This window comes from Proteus sp. G2674, from assembly GCF_009915195.1.
GTDB lineage: Bacteria > Pseudomonadota > Gammaproteobacteria > Enterobacterales > Enterobacteriaceae > Proteus > Proteus mirabilis.
On the sequence record NZ_JAABLS010000012.1, the window covers coordinates 164,453 to 182,960 of the forward strand.

14 protein-coding genes are annotated in these 18,508 nt (G+C 38.6%); 4 read left to right on the forward strand and 10 right to left on the reverse strand.

What is annotated here, in order from left to right; translation table 11 throughout:
- Window positions 1-77: 77 nt before the first annotated feature.
- From GWI58_RS04375 to serB, 4 genes are all read right to left on the reverse strand, one after another.
- The gene (locus GWI58_RS04375; RefSeq protein WP_094959310.1) at window positions 78-1,217 is read right to left on the reverse strand and encodes a YdcF family protein; all 1,140 of its coding nucleotides are present in this window, start codon (window positions 1,215-1,217) and stop codon (window positions 78-80) included.
- A 317-nt stretch (window positions 1,218-1,534) separates the two neighbouring features.
- Window positions 1,535-2,779 (reverse strand): multifunctional transcriptional regulator/nicotinamide-nucleotide adenylyltransferase/ribosylnicotinamide kinase NadR, encoded by a 1,245-nt coding sequence (gene nadR, locus GWI58_RS04380; protein ID WP_004249296.1) that lies wholly within the window; start codon window positions 2,777-2,779, stop codon window positions 1,535-1,537.
- 11 nt (window positions 2,780-2,790) lie between these two features.
- The gene (radA, locus tag GWI58_RS04385; RefSeq protein ID WP_161768931.1) at window positions 2,791-4,182 is read right to left on the reverse strand and encodes a DNA repair protein RadA; all 1,392 of its coding nucleotides are present in this window, start codon (window positions 4,180-4,182) and stop codon (window positions 2,791-2,793) included.
- A gap of 33 nt (window positions 4,183-4,215) precedes the next feature.
- The gene (gene serB / locus GWI58_RS04390; protein ID WP_004245668.1) at window positions 4,216-5,193 is read right to left on the reverse strand and encodes a phosphoserine phosphatase; all 978 of its coding nucleotides are present in this window, start codon (window positions 5,191-5,193) and stop codon (window positions 4,216-4,218) included.
- Between the two features lie 109 nt (window positions 5,194-5,302).
- Between serB and GWI58_RS04395 the strand changes: the two genes are divergently transcribed.
- From GWI58_RS04395 to GWI58_RS17815, 4 genes are all read left to right on the forward strand, one after another.
- Window positions 5,303-5,995, forward strand: a complete 693-nt coding sequence (locus tag GWI58_RS04395) for a YtjB family periplasmic protein (RefSeq protein WP_004245669.1) — start codon at window positions 5,303-5,305, stop codon at window positions 5,993-5,995.
- 236 nt (window positions 5,996-6,231) lie between these two features.
- Window positions 6,232-7,773, forward strand: a complete 1,542-nt coding sequence (locus tag GWI58_RS04400) for a YjjI family glycine radical enzyme (RefSeq protein ID WP_161768932.1) — start codon at window positions 6,232-6,234, stop codon at window positions 7,771-7,773.
- The gene (locus tag GWI58_RS04405) at window positions 7,745-8,611 is read left to right on the forward strand and encodes a YjjW family glycine radical enzyme activase (protein ID WP_161768933.1); all 867 of its coding nucleotides are present in this window, start codon (window positions 7,745-7,747) and stop codon (window positions 8,609-8,611) included. Before GWI58_RS04400 ends, GWI58_RS04405 begins: the two co-directional genes overlap by 29 nt.
- 200 nt (window positions 8,612-8,811) lie before the next feature.
- Window positions 8,812-11,781 carry an autotransporter domain-containing protein gene (locus GWI58_RS17815; RefSeq protein WP_237611666.1) on the forward strand — a complete coding sequence of 990 codons (2,970 nt, stop codon included), beginning with the start codon at window positions 8,812-8,814 and terminating at the stop codon, window positions 11,779-11,781.
- Between the two features lie 101 nt (window positions 11,782-11,882).
- On the opposite strand, the gene GWI58_RS04415 is transcribed toward GWI58_RS17815, so the two are convergent.
- From GWI58_RS04415 to GWI58_RS04440, 6 genes are all read right to left on the reverse strand, one after another.
- A complete protein-coding gene (locus tag GWI58_RS04415; RefSeq protein WP_161768934.1) occupies window positions 11,883-12,494 on the reverse strand; it encodes an ATP-binding cassette domain-containing protein in 612 nt (203 codons plus the stop codon).
- A 65-nt stretch (window positions 12,495-12,559) separates the two neighbouring features.
- Complete coding sequence (locus GWI58_RS04420) at window positions 12,560-13,363, reverse strand: ATP-binding cassette domain-containing protein (protein ID WP_060555705.1); 804 nt, start codon at window positions 13,361-13,363, stop codon at window positions 12,560-12,562.
- The gene (locus tag GWI58_RS04425; protein ID WP_004245680.1) at window positions 13,357-14,169 is read right to left on the reverse strand and encodes an ABC transporter permease; all 813 of its coding nucleotides are present in this window, start codon (window positions 14,167-14,169) and stop codon (window positions 13,357-13,359) included. Before GWI58_RS04425 ends, GWI58_RS04420 begins: the two co-directional genes overlap by 7 nt.
- Window positions 14,166-15,149, reverse strand: a complete 984-nt coding sequence (locus GWI58_RS04430; RefSeq protein WP_004245681.1) for an ABC transporter permease — start codon at window positions 15,147-15,149, stop codon at window positions 14,166-14,168. The genes GWI58_RS04425 and GWI58_RS04430 overlap by 4 nt, the downstream gene beginning before the upstream one ends.
- On the reverse strand, window positions 15,134-16,717 hold the full coding sequence (locus GWI58_RS04435; protein WP_161768935.1) for an ABC transporter substrate-binding protein: 1,584 nt from the start codon (window positions 16,715-16,717) through the stop codon (window positions 15,134-15,136). Before GWI58_RS04435 ends, GWI58_RS04430 begins: the two co-directional genes overlap by 16 nt.
- Before the next feature lie 400 nt (window positions 16,718-17,117).
- A complete protein-coding gene (locus tag GWI58_RS04440; protein ID WP_012368418.1) occupies window positions 17,118-18,110 on the reverse strand; it encodes a glycosyltransferase in 993 nt (330 codons plus the stop codon).
- Window positions 18,111-18,508 lie beyond the last annotated feature (398 nt).

Here is an 18,508-nt window from a genome sequence, read left to right on the forward strand (position 1 = left end):
TAGAATAATAAAAAAACTCCACAATCTTTTAGTTTTCTTGTGGAGTTTTAGTAGCAAAATAATATTCAAAAGGTCTATCAACGTTCTTCTAATGGATAACTACGGAAGCTCCATAATCCCAATGCTTTTAAGCCATCGCGATAAATACCTTGTAAATCAGATTTTGATGTTTTTTGTAATTCAGCTAATGGCTTATCGGGGGCTACAACCGTTAAATAGGTGATATCACTGGGGCCACTTTGCCAACTCGCAACCGTAAAAATAGCATCAGCACGACGAACATGACTACCAGAGCTAATAATAACCGCTGTTTTAATTCGGTGTTTAGTTAATGCATAACGGCTAAATAACGCATTCTCCACCGTTGAGCGCGCATAATTGTCTTGGAAAATTCGCTCTGCGGGAATACCTTGTTTAACTAGCCAATCCGCCATTAATTTACCTTCGGTTTGATGTGCTTTCGGCACACCACCTGTCACAACAATCATTGCATCAGGTAACTGTTTTGCGACTTCAAGGGTTTTATTTAAACGATCAATCAAGATCTGATTCATCGTACCATCTGGATTAAGAGCATAACCCAATGTCACAATGGCATTATTTCCTTTGGTTTTATTTAGCGTTGCCAAATCTGCTGGCGTTAACTTATCACTTAATGGCATTTTGCTTACACGATCAATTTGAGCAAAAAAGCGGCTTAGCTCTTCAGCTTTTGCCGGATTAAGGGATTTTAACTTGTTAAAATAGGCTTCACTTTCTTTATCTTTACCTTCAAAACGCGTCCAAGAAGTCACATAAATTAATGCATCAATATCATCCGGTGCGGCTTCTAAAATTTGTTTATAAATCGTTACCGCACGCTCTATTTGATTGTTATAGACATAAGCACTGGCGGCACTAAATAGTAAATCTAAGCGATAAGGCTCTAATTTATAAGCTTGTTGTAGCTTTTGTGCTACGACTTCCATATTAGAAGGTAGTTTTCCCGTAAATCCAGCGTCAGAAACACGCGCTGGCGATTTAAATGCCTCTAATGCATCTTGGATCAATATATCCACCGTTTGGCGCTGAGAAATATATTGCTGATAGCTATTATCGGGTTGATGGACTTTTTGATAAGCCAATGCAGAAGAGGAAGCCGTAAAGCCTAAAGCAGCAATGGCTAATGAAATAACTGTTTTTTTGATCTGAAGTGAAATACGGGAAGGTTGCGCCATTATCTTGTCCTTTTGCGAAAATAAATCTGTTTCTTCAATTGGTTAAGCTTATGAAGACAAAGTGTGTGACTCCTCACACTTAAGAGAAAAAGAAATACACACCGATATATCTATACCTAACTTTTATCATAGAGATCTACCATTAATTTGCAGTAATCATTTTCACTAATTTGAAAAAAATAGCATTATTATGCTAATCGCTTAATGAACAGCCGTTTTTATCCATACTTTAGGTTTAAACAAAAATTTCATTCTTATTGTGACTATATAGCTAGCTATAAATAAAAAACGCCAATTAATGGCGTTTTTAAAAATACTTATTCGATATGCTTTGATTGCATCATCAGCAATTCCCTGACTAATTCGACACAACGAAGAAAGCGCTCATCATAATCAGGAGGATCTACTTTGACATATTCAATATTGTTTTTATCTAACATCTCTATCAACAATGTTTGAAAACGACGGCGCTCTTTATCACTCCCTAAACTACGTAAACCATCGGCAACCCATGGCGTATTGTTCTCTAGCAGAATAACTAAATCAAAACGATATTCATCAATCAATGCCTGTACAAAAGGATGTTCTTTTCCTTCATAACGTAAACAAAAAGCCTGTGTTGTTACAAAATCAGTATCGATAAATGCAACTTTATTAGCATATTTAACTGCAAAATCAATATATTGGGCATGACCTAAAGCGATTTTATCATAATCAGAATACTGCAATGCCATTTCGTCTCCTCCTAAATGAGAGAAGACATAATCACGGCCATATTCCCACGCACTGGTTGTATTAAAAATATTAGCAAGCTTATTTACTAAGGTCGATTTTCCACTCGATTCACCACCTAATATAGCCACTGTACGCACGAAAAAAGGTTTTACTTCGGTAGGAATATATTCCCAATATTTAAATGGCGCTTGACGGATTTGACTACCGCTAATATTCATAAACGAGCGCTCAGGATCGACCAGTACCGTTTCAATACCTAAAAATGCTTCATATTGACTGGCGTCCTCTCGTTCACTGGTATAGATAAAATCCGGCGCGATCTGTTTTTCTTGTAGAAAAGCTTTGATACCCTCACTCCACATTTCCCAACCATGAGGTTGAGGCTCTATACCATGTTCATTAAACTCATGAATACGAATATTTTTCTGATACTTAAAAGTTTGTAATAACCAGCGCAACCTATCACTTACCGTCGGCTGTTGTGACATCGCACTATTGATAAATAGCTCTTTATCACGAGGTTCGTCATGACATAAAATGACATGCAATTCATCGACTTGACTACAAGCTCGTTGAATTAAATAAATATGCCCAGTATGAAGAGGATAGAATTTACCAAAAATCACCCCAATGGTTTTCTGTTGTAATGGATATTCTAATCCCAAAAATTGGTGTAATGCGGACATTTTTTGTGCACTGGGGCTTTTGATTTTGTTATTAATAAGCTGGCTAAGATAGCCCTTTGTCATCTGACTTTCATCGGCAACTTGCTGTAAGGTATAGCCATTCTTTTTTATTGCCTGTTTGATATAATCAAAAGATCCCATGATTTACTCCTTTAGAAGTCGTCCAAATCATCAAGTACAGATAACGCATCTGATAGTTTTTTCACACCATACACTTTCATATCAGGTGGATTTTTCTTTGGCATATTCGCATTAGGCACAATAGCACGTTTAAAACCGTGTTTTGCTGCTTCTGCTATTCGCTCTTGTCCACTTGGTACAGGACGAATTTCTCCCGCGAGTCCTACCTCACCAAAAATAACTAAATCACGCGGTAAAGGACGATTACGAAAACTCGATACTAATGATAGTAATAAAGCTAAATCTGCACTGGTTTCGGTTACTTTGACACCGCCAACGACATTAACAAAGACATCTTGATCAGACATCTGTAAACCACCATGACGATGCAAAACGGCTAATAATATTGCTAAGCGGTTTTGCTCTAATCCCACCGCAACACGGCGAGGATTTGATAACATAGAGTGGTCGACCAATGCTTGGATCTCCACCAGTAATGGCCGCGTTCCTTCCCACACCACCATAACAGAACTGCCTGAAGTCACCTCATCACCACGACTTAAAAAGATAGCCGATGGATTACTCACTTCGCGTAAACCTTGTTCGGTCATGGCAAAAACACCTAACTCATTCACCGCACCAAAGCGGTTTTTATGACTACGCAATGTTCTAAAACGTGAGTCCGTTTCACCATCAAGCATCACTGAGCAGTCAATACAGTGTTCTAATACTTTAGGTCCCGCTAATGTGCCATCTTTGGTGACATGACCCACCATAATAATGGCAATATCATTCGTTTTAGCAAAACGAGTCAGATAAGCGGCTGTCTCTCGTACCTGTGCCACACTGCCTGGGGAAGATTGAATATCGGCCATATGCATTACTTGGATCGAGTCAATGACCATTAATTTAGGTTGCTCTTGAGCGGCAATTAAACAAATTTGTTCAATACTGGTTTCTGACAACATATTCAATTCGGTTGTCGGTAAACCTAAGCGGTGCGCCCGCATAGCAACCTGCTGTAATGACTCTTCTCCCGTGACATACAAGGTTTTCATTTCAGCGGCTAAACGACACATGGTCTGCAGTAATAGTGTACTTTTACCTGCCCCCGGATTTCCGCCAATTAAAATGGCACTTCCCGGCACAACCCCTCCGCCTAACACACGATCAAATTCTTTAAATCCAGTAGAAAAGCGAGGTAATGCTTCAAGGCTAATTTCAGAGAGCTTTTGAACACGACTTATTCCTTTCGCATCTCCGGCAAAACCGCTAAAACGATCGTTACGGGCAGAAGGTACCGCCGCAAGGCGCACTTCCGTAATGGTATTCCACGCATGACACGCAGAACATTGTCCTTGCCAACGCGGGTAATCGGCACCACATTCATTACATACAAAGGCTCTTTTGGCTGCTTTTGCCACACTGCTCTCCCCGTTATTTTCTTGACTGAAAACTTATCGTTCTTCGTGCTTTAATCCTGCACTTAAAATACACATCACACCCATTAAATCAGCATGACGAATAGCTACTTTGGCTTGTGCATATACTTTAGGTTTGGCATGGTAGGCAATACCTAAACCCGCCTTTCTAAGCATTTTAAGATCGTTTGCGCCATCACCTATCGCAATGGTTTGTTCCAGCGGTATATCTAAATCTTTAGCTAAGCGTGTAAGCACTTGCGCTTTATATTTAGCATCAACAATAGGGCCTTTGACTTTGCCCGTTAATTTACCATCTTTAATTTCTAGCTGATTAGCAACCGCTGCAACTAAACGTAATCGCTGTTTTAGGTTATCAGCAAAATAAGTAAATCCCCCTGATGCAATCGCAATTTGCCAATCCATTGCCTGAAGCTTACGCACTAAACTTGTTAACCCGGGCATCAGAGGTAAATTATCCATTACTTTTTGTAAAATATTCGCATCAGCTCCCGCTAATTGTGCAACACGCAATTTTAGGCTTTCACTAAAATCCATTTCACCTTGCATCGCTTGCTCCGTTATCTCGGCCACTTTATCACCGACACCGGCCAGTTTAGCGATTTCATCTATACACTCAATTTGAATAGCCGTGGAATCCATATCCATCACTAAAAGTCCCGGAGAGCGTAAACGTGGGATCTGCCCAAAGGGTACAACATCTAAACCACATTCATCAGATAACCGACGAATACGACGGGTTAAACTTCCCGCAATACGTACCACTTGGTAATCATCAATACGCCATGAAGAAACCACCACAATAGCCACACCTAATTTATGCTGGAACTCACTTATTCTTTTTTTATCAAGTTCTCGTCCATAAAGTAACCATCCGCTATCGCCTGCACGATAATCCAGTGGCATCACTTCTTCACCACTGAGTGATAGCGGTAGACCTGGCCATTTACGGATCTCATCCGGTAAATAGCAATAGGTCAGACTATTTGACATACTTATTCTCCTGTTTTCCCCTGTCTGAACAAAATAATTGTTATTCAGCCTATTCTATCTGTGATTCATCTGGCAACATGCACATACTTGCTTACGCAAAAGGTTGAATATGCTTAAAGATAAACTAAAATTCAAACTACAAAAAACCGCGATTATCCTGATTTGTATCGCATTATTGGCTTTTTTGATGCAAGGCGCCTCTTATTTTAGCCGTGCAAATCAGCACGCCCGTATCACCCAGTTTGAAGAGCTTGCCAAAACACTGGCAGAACAAGTTGCCTTCTCATTATCCAATTATATGGATGACAGTAGCAAAGATAACGTAAATCCACACATTATAGCTAATTTAAATCATCTAACTCACGATAGTCGGGTACTGGATGCAAGTCTTTATTGGCAAGATGGCACACAAATAGCGCATAGTGGTGAAAATGTGACGGTAAAAGAGCGATTGGCCTTAGAAGGACAAAAAAGTGGCGGTTCTTTTAATCATCAGCTGGTGGTGCCTATCCCTGGTCAAGATCAGCCAAAGGGTTTTCTAAGATTGACGTTAGATACACACCAACTTGTCACAGAATCTGGCCAAGTCGATAACACCACCAATTTATTGCGTGTGATGCTATTGGTTGCTCTGGCGATTGGTTTTTTACTGTCCCACAGCTTATTGCAATTAACACCAGTGCATTGGCAGCAATCGCCCTATTTATTAACCGCAAGTTTACCCACTCGTCATGAAAAAGAAGATGATGAACAAAAAAGTGATCAGCAAGAAGAAACAGAAAATAGATCTGAAGTTAAATAACACTGCCACAAATTAACATAAAGGTGAGTCATTAGTACTCACCTTCATTTCTTTATTTCTATCTAAAATAGGTCAAATTATTTTAGATATATCTAATTTATACGTATTTTCGTGCTATTCCCTTAAACTTTGAATGGGCTTTGTTTAAAATCACAGTAAATCTCAGTCAATTTATTAACCTAATGCGATAAATAAATCTTACATCTTTCTTTTGCTCTTGAGTTGCTGAGGTGGTTATGACTGAACAATCTGTTATCCAACGTTGTCAACAAATCGTAGAAAATCCAACCCTTTCTCCCGAACAAAAACGTCATTTTCTAGCATTAGAAGCGGAAAATATGTTGCCATACCCGACGTTATCTAACGAGGCGAGCCTTGCGCTAAATGAACGGGTTATCTGCGATATGTATGAAGGTCATGCCCCTTATAAACCACGTTATGTATTACCTGATTACGCGAAATTCTTAGCACAAGGCTCGCGCTATTTAGAGCTTGAACCTGCCCAAGATTTTGATGATGCGCTAAATATGCTGACTATCCTTTATCATCATGTTCCTTCTGTCACTTCAATGCCGGTTTATTTAGGTCGTATTGATAAAATCTTACTACCTTATGTGGGGAATTTGACGCAAGAGCAACTCTATCCAAAATTAAAGCGTTTCTGGCGCTATCTTGATAGAACCCTTCCTGATGCCTTTATGCATGCTAATATTGGCCCTGAAGACTCTATCATTACACGTTTAATTCTTAAGGTAGATGTTGAACTTCAACAAGTAGCCCCGAATCTCACCTTTATTTATGACGCGGCACTAACACCTTCTGATTTATTGCACCAAGCAATCACCAATATTTGTCATAGTAGTAAACCCCATATTGCTAACGGTACATTGCAAGATGCTATATTTGGTAAAGATGAATACGGTATTGTTAGTTGTTATAACTCTCTACCGCAAAGTGGTGGCGGTAGCACTTTAGTTCGTATCAATCTCAAAGAAGTAGCAAAGCGTAGCCAAAATAGTGACGACTTTCTAGAGAATGTATTGCCGTTTTATATGCAAAAACAAATCGAGATCATCAATGCTCGTTGCGAATTCCTCTATGAAAAATCACACTTTTTTCAACAAAGCTTTTTAGTAGAAGAAGGTTTGATCTCTCCAGATCGTTTTGCCCCGATGTTTGGCATTTATGGTATGGCAGAAGCAGTTTCTCTATTACTTGAAAAAGAAGGTCATACAGCAAACTATGGTCATAGCGAAGCGGCCAATAAACTTAGCTATATTATTAGTGAAAAACTAGCCCAATTTGTTGCACAGACTCCTGTAAAATATGGTTGGAAACAGCGTGCCATGTTACATGCTCAATCAGGCATAAGTTCTGATATTGGTACTACACCGGCTACCCGTATTCCTTATGGAACAGAGCCTGATCCTGTTACTCATTTAATGACCGTTGCCCCCCACCATCAATTTTATACTTCAGGTATTAGTGATATTTTAACCGTGGATGAAACTATCAAACAAAATCCTGACGCTTTAATGCAACTATGCTTAGGGGCATTTTCTTGCGGATTACGTGAGTTTACCGCTAATGTGGGTGGCAATGATTTAGTCCGTGTCACTGGGTATATGGTGCGGTTATCTGATTTAAAAAAATATAAAGAAGAAGGCTCTCGCCTAAATACAACTTGGTTAGGAGATGAAGCAACAACCAATTGCCATATTGCTGAACGAAAACCACGAGTGATTAGCCATGAACAGCAGATGCGCTTCGATAAATAAAATACTGCCTTTTTCTTGTGTTGATGGCCCAGGCAATCGCCTCGCCATCTTCCTACAAGGATGTAATTTACGCTGTAAGAACTGTCACAATCCCTACACTATGGGGATTTGTGATAACTGCGGGGATTGCATTGCCACTTGCCCACAGCAAGCGCTTTCATTACAAAACGGTGTAATAAATTGGAACGCTGACAGCTGTGAGCAATGCGACACTTGTATTCAGCAATGTCCTCGCCAATCAAGCCCTATGACATTGACCTATACGGTTGATGAACTAATTGCAATTACGCGTAAATATGCCGCTTTTATCAATGGGGTAACCGTAAGTGGCGGGGAATCTACGTTACAACTTCCATTTTTAATTGATTATTTTAAAGCAATCAAAGCAGCCCCTGATCTTCGACATCTTACCTGTTTAATTGACAGTAATGGCACTCTTTCACTTAATGGTTGGCAAAAAATCGCCCCCTTTATGGATGGAGCGATGATTGATTTAAAAAGTTGGAGTGAAGAAACACATATTTATTTAACCGGACGTAGTAATCAACGTATTAAAAAATCAATCAAATGGTTAAGTGAGCATAATTTACTTACAGAAATACGTCTTTTATATATTCCAGAAAAGACTGATTATTTAGAGAATATAGAACCGCTTTCTCATTTTATTAATTCACTTGGTGAATCAATTACAATTCGTATTAATGCGTTTCATCAGCATGGCGTATATGGTGAAGCGAAGAATTGGCGTTCCGCAAATAAAGAACAAATCATAAATCTACAAAATGAATTAATACTTAGAAAAGTAAATTTAATTAAAACACCAAATATATATACATAATAATAATTCCTTACTCATTATTATATATTAAATTCATTTCATTTTATCCAATTGACTTTAATTAATACAGAGGTTAACCTCCAGTTAAAATCTTATTTTTGGTATATAAAATGAAAATGAAAAATAAATCAATATTATATATATTGTGTCCTCTCTATATATGGCCTATTAATTGCTACAGCAATTATAATATAAATGATATGGGAGACTCAATTTATAACCCTTTTAGCATTGCAAATAATGCAAGTCAATATTATGAATTCAATCATAATAGATATGAATACATTAAACATCTCCACGGCCGTGTCTTAGATAAGCATAGTTACAACCAACAGTTAATGACGCCGTTTGGAAGCACTTACATATATGCAACAATAAGTGATGATACACTTTCATTATATAATCGTATAGCTGATGAAGGTGAACGTAATATTCAAAAAAAGATACCTAATTATAATGTTAGAGAAACCGTTTATTTCTCAGAAGAACTCTTACCAAATGAATTATTTATTAGTATAGATGGCGGAAAAACCATAAAAAAAATAAATAAAGAAAATGATCCGCAATTAGATCTTCTTTACCTTTCCCATATTTCAAAAAATAGTAAAACTGTTGTTGGGTATGCCTTTGCAGGTGCTAGAGCCAGATTAGAGCAGATGGTTAAAAAGAATAGTATTTTTGAAGATACTATCGGTTGTGGTACATACAATGGATGTTATGTATTTGCCTATAACGTATATAACAATACATTTTCTATTTTAAATAGAAACATGGAGATTAGATATTTAACGAAAGATGGTAATTTTATTTTATATGAATACAAAGGTGATGAGAGAAAGAAGCTATATATTTATGATATCTATAAAAAAGAAGACTTCGAATTAACATTCGATAACGTTAATAAGTATTTAGCTAATCATCCAGAAAAAGAAATTTTACTTTCACCAATTACTGAATATCCTTTCTTAAAGGGAATAAAAAGAAGAGGTGTTGATATTCAAAAAATCAGTGATAATGGTAAAGTCTTTATTGGTCAGCTAAACCGAGATTTGCCTAAAAAGAAATTACTGGATAGAGAATATCCTAAAGTTGCCTTTATCACAACAGCATCAGGCCCTATACGAGAACTTAGTCTCTCTGAATTTGGATCGACAAAACTTGCAGATACCTCAGCAGATGGGAACTATAGTGTTGGCTGGGGAGATGTTTGGCATCATAATTATGCAATTAGGTTACCTACTAGAACAAAAACTTCTTCAGCAATTTTTAGTCAAGCACTACTCTATGACTTCTCTAATGATAAGCTCATCAATATTGGTAATCTTTCTAAAAAAGGAGAAGAAGCAAGATTTAGAAATGCCAGAGCACTTGATATTACTGCTGATGGTAAATATGTTGTAGGGTGGTCTGAAACTGATGAGTATAACTTAAATACCATTCCAAAAGATCTAACAGGCACTGGTCCTAATGCCTTTATCATGTTTCATCGTCATGGTTTTATTTATTTCAATAATCATATGTATGACTTAGGAACACTTGACGGGGGAAAAGATTCAGAAGCACATGCCATCTCAGATGATGGAAGAATCATTTATGGTGTAGCCACTAATGAACGTAATAACTGGCGTCAAGTTATTTGGAGAAATGATGAAATCGATGATAACTATTTCAATACTGAACAACAAGAAATTGCAGATGAAAAAGATAAGCAAGCTGAGCAAGAAAAAGCGGAACAAGAAAAAGCAGAACAAGAGCGCTTAGCCAAACTGCAAGCTGAGCAAGAAAAAGCGGAACAAGAAAAAGCAGAACAAGAGCGCCTAGCCAAACTGCAAGCTGAGCAAGAAAAAGCGGAACAAGAAAAAGCGGAGCAAGAGCGCCTAGCCAAACTGCAAGCTGAGCAAGAAAAAGCGGAACAAGAAAAAGCGGAGCAAGAGCGCCTAGCCAAACTGCAAGCTGAGCAAGAAAAAGCGGAACAAGAAAAAGCGGAGCAAGAGCGCCTAGCCAAACTGCAAGCTGAGCAAGAAAAAGCAGAGCAAGAGCGCCTAGCCAAACTGCAAGCTGAGCAAGAAAAAACGGAGCAAGAAAAAGCGGAGCAAGAGCGCCTAGCCAGACTGCAAGCTGATAAAGAACTTCCCCCTGTAGAAGATGAACAAGTACAACAGGCTAAAGAAAAGGTAAAAGAGAAAGAAACAGCAAAATCATCGACAGCTATCAGCAAACCAATCGATGTAGAAAACAGTTATAAATCCATGCAATTAATGGCTGAAAACAGCTATAAACTTATCGATATGCAACAAGGGCAATTGCGCTATATCGCTTCCGCCACCTGTTCTGTCGGTACTGAAAAAGCATGTCTTAGTGGCTTCACACACTATCAAAATATTGATAAAGCCAACGCTATACAAACGGGCATTAGTGGAGCTTATCGTTTTGATATCAATCAAACACCATTAGTGGTTGGTCTTGCTATTGATAGCGATAGCTACTCTTCTTTACCAACAGGCTATGAATATCAAGGATACCCTTTACCGTTAATTGGTTTTAGCGTTGATTTAATCCCGTCACTAAACCCAACCTCGAATGGCAATGCATTACATCTTTCATTAAAAGGGGCATATGTAAACCGCAAAGTCACGATTAAAAGACCAATATTAGATAATATCGAAGCGGGTAAAGGCCAAGCAAGGATCTCCGGTTATTATATTGATTTTCAAGGGTATTATCCTTACACACTCAATAACCTTATCACTGTAACGCCTTTTGCAGGACTTACTTTTAATCAAACATCACGCTCTGCTTATAGCGAAACACAGGGGGCTAAACTTGCAGTCCATTACCAAGAACTTAATGCACATTCATTGCTTGCAAAAATAGGATTAGGAATAGAGTATACGGTCAATACCAAACTCAAACTGGATAGCAAAGCGGGTTTATTATGGCATTTATCACATCACCAAGGTGACTTCCAAAGTGATATTGATTATCTAGGTCAGCAAAAAATTAACTATAACGACAACAAAAAACAGTTAGCACAGCGTCCATTTGCTAGTGTAGGGCTAACTTACCAACTAGATAAACAGTCATCTGTTAATACGACAACAAATTGGCAAATGACCCCTTATCGTCATCAAGATATTCATATGGGTATTGGTTATACATATCGTTTTTAATTCCTTATTATTATTATAATTAGTAGTAATAATTTGCTTCCTATATTTCAAAATACAGGAAGCTTTTTTTTATTAAAATCGCTCTAGTATCCTTTTTACTATCAACATATTTTTTCCTTATCTACCCACCATATTCTGGTAGATACTTTTTCTAGTAAGGCTTTATTGTGGCTAAAGATAATTAAACTTAAAGGACGTTTTTGACTTTCATCGATTAATACTTGCCAAATTTTGGCTTGGATCTGTGCATCTAATTGTGCAGTCACTTCATCAGCAATTAATAATTGTGTTCGAGGATCAAGTGCTCGTAGTAATGCAATACGTGCCAATTCTCCTCCTGATAACTCATTAGGCCTACGGGTTAACCACTCTGGCTCTATCATCAATTTTTCAAGACACAGGCTATCAGGCTCCCATGCATCACGTACACTCTCTCCGGTTGTTCTAAATGGATTAAAACATTTATCAGGATGTTGCGGAACCAATTGAATGGGACAATAACCTTTCTTAGGCAGAGGTTGCTGATTAAAAAGAATTTGCCCACTAGTCGGCATTTGCCATTGTGCTAATACGCGACCTAACGTTGTTTTTCCTCTACCACTTGGCGCAGAAATACCTAAGCGCTCTCCCGCCTCTAATGAAAAAGAGAGATCATGCCATAACATCTTACCGGCTTGTTGCACAGAGAGTTGTTGTAGCGCTAAAAGTGGCATAAAAATAACCTCAAAAATAGAGTGTTAGAAGAGAAAAGAGCATAAAAAAGATAATCTATCACTACTCAATATGGGTATGGGTTGCAAGCACCCTCTTGTCGATCTAAAAACTGCTGTTCAGGCAGTGCATTCCACAATGTTTTTAGCCACTCACTCCCACCATGATGATAAAGCGCTTTAGCAGCGACTATCTCATTTAGCTCCCCTTGCCTCAACACAGCAATGGTATCGGCATAGCGAGCCGCCAAAGCTAAATCATGGGTGACCCATAGGACTGATTTACCTTGGTGACATAACTCTTTTAAATGCTCTAGCAATAAACAAGCGTGTTCATCATCAAGCCATGATGTTATCTCATCAGCCAATATATATTGTGCATTAGATAATGTTGCATTGCAGGCGAGTACTCGCTTAGCCATTCCCCCCGATAATTTTGCGGGGTAAGTTTTCACTAACGAGCTAGAGAGGTGATATAAACCAAATTGGTGTTTAATATCTTCATAGGTGATATCAGCACCACTTAACCGCGCTGAACGACCCAGTTGTTCACCAATGCTAATTAACGGATTAAGCGCTGTTACACCTTGAGGAATATAGCAAAAAGTATTACCACGATAAGCAATAAGCTCTCGCTCGGTTAACGGATGCCCATTAAGTTTAATTGTGCCTCGGGTTCGCATATTAGCAGGTAATAGTCCCAATGCACTTTGCAGGAGTAAACTTTTACCTTCACCGCTGCCCCCCACTAAAGCCAGCATTTTGCCAGGTTTAATATCAAGAGAAATAGATTTTAATAAAGGCTGCCAAGTGCGCTTTCCTAACCAACGAAACTGCGCAATATCAATGGAAAGCTGTTCAAAACTTAACATCCTGCCCCTCTTAACCATAGTTGCTGCATGGCTTTAGCAAATTGATCAAATATCAATACCAAGCACATTAAAATTAATCCGGGAAAAAACACCATCCACCAAGCACCGGTGCTTAAATAACGTAAGGCATCCGCTAATAGCAATCCAAGAGAAGGCTCATGCGCTGCTTGTCCAAAACCTAAAAAGCTCAACGCAGCACTATGTAATACCGCATGTGGAAACATAAGCAACGTTCCTACAATCCATTGCGGTAATAACATTGGGATATAGTGTTTTTTCACACACTCAAAAGGTGTATTGCCAATACGGCGAGATAGCATCACATAATCTGCTTCACGAATACGTTGAATTTCACCACGTAGAATTAGGGCTAATTTGGGCCAATGGGTTAATGCAACAGCCCAGATAACACCTTGCTGTCCCCCACCTAAAGTAAAACAGATCAAGATCAACAACAGTAAATGAGGTAATGCTAACAAGGCATCAACCACCCCTCTGACCAATAAATCACAATGGCGATTAATGGAGGAGATCCCAGCAAATATCAAAGCAATCGCACCACTGACAACGGCACTAGTGACACCGATATTTAAGCTACTTAACATACCTTGAAAACAGCGTAACCACAGTGAACGGCCTAAATTATCCGTGCCAAACCAGTACTGAGTAGATGGCGCTTGGTTTCTAGCTAAAAAATCCATCACAATATCAGTATGAGAAACAGATAAGCCATAAATAACCAGTCCCACTAATACGATTGAGACAAATAGCAGTCTAAATAAAGGCTTATTGGGATCGTAAATCATAAGTCGCGCAAAATTCCTTTATTAATTCGTCGTAACAAGTAGTTAGAGATACTGTTTCCAAAGAAAATGAGAATTGTGCTAAATACAACAATCCCCATTAATAGGGGGATATCCCCACGCAATCCGGCATCTACTGTCGCTTGCCCTAATCCCGGATAAGCAAAAACCTTCTCCGCCAATAATGAACCACCTAACAATTCACCAATTGATGCAAACTGTAAGCAAAGTGCGGGAGTAATGGCATGACGTAGAACATGAAAAAGCATCATAGCCCAACCTTTATCACCTTGGGCTTTAGCAAAATGAATAAATTCACTGCCCATCACTTCAGCAACTTTTGCGCGAGTATGCAGTGCGATATTACCTGTACCTAATAATCCTAACGCTATCATAGGTAAAATAAGATGCGAAAAACGTTGGCCCAATGTGGCTGCTTCAGCACTACTGCCCATCGGCCATGCACAGCAAATAGGTGCCCAGTGTAACGTTACCGAAAACAGCGATAACAACAGCAATCCAACCCAAAAAGTCGGTAATGAGGCCAGCAAATAAGAGAGGGTTGAGATGATCCTATCAGGCCAACGATTAAGATATCGTCCTGCCACTAATCCCATTAACACTCCTATTACACCTGAAAATAGCCATGCAGAAAAAAGCAGGATAAACGAAGGCCCTGCCCGTTGGCGAATAACATCAATAACCGGCATGTTATAGAGCATGGAATAACCAAAATCACCTTGGATTATCTGGCTAAACCAGAGCCAAAAACGCATCCATAGTGGCTGATCCATTCCCCAACGAGCCGCTATCAGCGGATACTGCTCAGGCGGAACGTTTAGCAAATCACTACCGATATAGGCCTTAATCGGATCAATCGGCGAAAAACTTAATAAAATAAAAACACCTGCTGTTGTTACCAGCAGCAGGCATAATAATCGCAGGAAAAATCCTACTGTTTGACGTATTACTGACAAGTCCACTTCCAAGTATCTACGCTATTTAATAATGACCATGAACCGTGAATTTCCGGAGCGCCAGTGCCTAAATCAACACAAGGATCGGTTAAGTAAGTATGCTGAATATTCATTAACCAAGCCCAAGCAGCATCACCTTTAATACCGACGCCATTTTTACCATCCCACTCTACCGCTTGCCAATGTGGAACCGCTTGTTGCCATGTCGGTGCATCTAATGCTGCTTGTAAATGTTTTTCAACGGCAGGATTTTTATAATACCCAGGATTATAGTAACCCACACCTGCGGCATTCATACTATAGTGATGATAGAGCTCCATCGGATCAAGACTTCCCCAACCAAACAAAGTCGGGTTTGAGTGCATATAACGCTCTACGGTATCCCAACTTCCTGACTTAAGATCCATTTGAATGCCAAGAGGTTGCACTAACGCACGAATTGATTCGGCTAAATCGCGACGAGTTGCGTCACCACTGGTGTACCAGAGTGTTAATTTCGCTTCTAGACCGTCTTTTTCTCGAATGCCATTTTTATTGAGTTTCCAACCCGCATCATCAAGAATTTGTTTAGCTTTTTCAATATCACCGTCTTTAAATGCGGCCTCGGTTTGATCCCAAGGTAATCCTTTTACGCCGGTATAAGCAGGAACTGCATATCCATCTAATACTTGCTCTGCCAGTAATTGGCGGTTAAGGGCATAGTTAATCGCTTTACGGATGGCGATATCTGCAGTGATATCATTACCGATATCATACCCTTGTGCATTTTTCTCACCTGATTTCACCATAGGAAAGACAATACCACGATTTTCAACACTGGCTCTTTCCCACAATTTTACATTAGGCAAATTTTTAGCAATGGCTGCGGTGGCAGGAGGAATACGAACAACCCCTAGTTGTCCACTTTGAGCGGCAGCAAAAGCAGCATCTTCATCAAGAAAAACAAAGATAAGCTTTTCGAAATCATTTTTCTTACCCGCATAATAAGGGTTTGCCTCAACGATGAGTTGCTGACCGGGTTGAAAACTGACCATACGATAAGGACCGGCACCAATCGGCTTTTGTGCATAGGTTTTTTCATCATATTTATCAGCCGAAACAATGCCTAGCGAGCCTAATACATTAACAAAAGTACTTTGAGGCGCTTTTAAAGTAATAGTGACATGTAAATCATCATCTGCCGTTGCAGAAAGAAAGTTTCCCATATCCACTTTACCGCCACTTGCCGCGGCATTGTTATAGGTAAAGGCAACATCTTTTGCGGTTAAAGGGGAACCATCAGAAAATTTCAAATCTGGTTTTAACGTCAGCTTCCATGTTGTGCCCTCTGCACTAGGCTGATAATCACTGAGCATATTGCTATGCCAAGTCAGATCCGCATTTTGCTTTAATAATGGGCTGTGTAGCAGTAAGTAGCTACCATGGCTCCACCCTAACATGGGATCAAAACCTTCTGTCGGCTCTTCACCAATGGCTAATTTTAAGGTTTGTGCTGAAGTAGTAACAGGAACACTAAGTGCGGCTAAGCAGGATAAAGCAATAAACGATTTTCGCCAACTAAACCGAATAGACATAAATATTCTCCGATTTTTTAGATACGACTTATCATCAGTCTCAATCTGTTTGAAAGAGGCAGAAAAGAAATAAGTTAACTGTTGTTATTATGATGTTCTGCACATTGATGCAGACAAAAGGATTAATTGCTTGGCATCATAAAAGCTTTTCTTGAATTACTCGAATAATATCCAACATTTTATTGATTTTACATAAACTTTCATCAAGCAATAGCATTCAATATGACAAAATTTTAAATAGAGCACAGTTTTTTTCTAATAAATCAGTTATATAGGTTATGCTCATTCTTAATAGTGAGCATATAACAAAATAAATTGCTATTTTTACGAAATAACCTAATTTTATGATAAGTATATTAATGAAAAAATAAAGGGTGCAAATTATTGCACCCATTTATATTTATTCTGCTAATATTTTTTTCAGTCGAAAATAACGCCGGCCTAAACGCCATTTTAATCTAAAATCTTTCGCATTTTTCCAAATTAATGCCCAAATTCCCCGCTCAAAAAATACCTTAACTATCTGTTTTTTGGTTTCTGGTGAACTAATCGCATCAATAGAATGAATAATACCTAAACCTTCTTTGGCTATTTGCCAATAACAAGCATTGATCGTTTTTGCTATCTCAGCATGGCGCTGATTAATAGCATCCAGCATCTCAAGTATTTTCATATAGTTATAAATTGTTCTTACATGAATACGATCATCAGGTGTCGTATGCGACACTGAGCCAGAATGAATAAAATAGTCGTAATAACGCTCATCGATATATTTTACCCGTTTCGCCGTTAATAACACTTCTGTCGTCCAAGGAATATCTTGGTGATGCAAACCCGGCTCAAAGTAATAACCATGCTCCAATAAAAACTGACGTCGATAAATATTTAGCCATGTAACATGTAAGAACTTTTTCGATTCAAGAGCACGTTCAAGCCATTGAGGCCCAGTTAATACCTCTGTGGTTGTTAAACGCGTTGAAGGAAAGATAGGGCGTGTTGGTCGGTTTTTATCATCATAAACATAATTCCCATTACAGGTTGCCACATCCAAATTATCGGCTTGGGCAATTTCAAGTAATCGGGGATACATGCGTTTATCTATCACATCATCAATATCAGGAAAAGCAACGTATTCCCCCTTTGCAACAGCAAATCCTGTATTCCGTGCAACGGAAACACCTTGGTTTTCTTGTGTTAAAATAGTGACATTGGGAAAGTGTTTTTCCCATTTATCTAAGATCTGACGAGAGTTATCAGTAGAGCCATCATCAACTAAAATAAGTTCCCAGTTTTCCAGTTGTTGTGCATGTAAACAATTAAAAAACTGTGGTAAAAATTTTTCACCATTAAAAACCGCCACCACAATACTTAATTGAGGAAAAGAAGAGGACATACCGAACCTTTTATTTTTTTAATAAGACAGAAATATTTTGTCGTGAACATTTTTGCTTAAGGGCATTAAGGGTAGCAAAGATAGTTAGCTTAATATGAAGCTAATCTTGCTATGTTACACTTAACATTAATCAAAAAGTGCGCTTTTTGAGCCAATTAGGCCTCTAAAATCCACTAGTTAGGCTAAGTATAAGTAATTTTGTCTTGATACTGATGAAGAAAGGGTTAAGGATGTGCGTTTTTTAAAAAAGATAGGCTCAAGATGACTGTTTACCAATGAGTGATATAAGTTACAAAACTGTCTTTTTTGGCGATTATGACACTTATATCACTCATTAATATAAAACATCCGCAAAACGGATGTTTTTTTACTTATGGATACTTATTTATACTTTATGT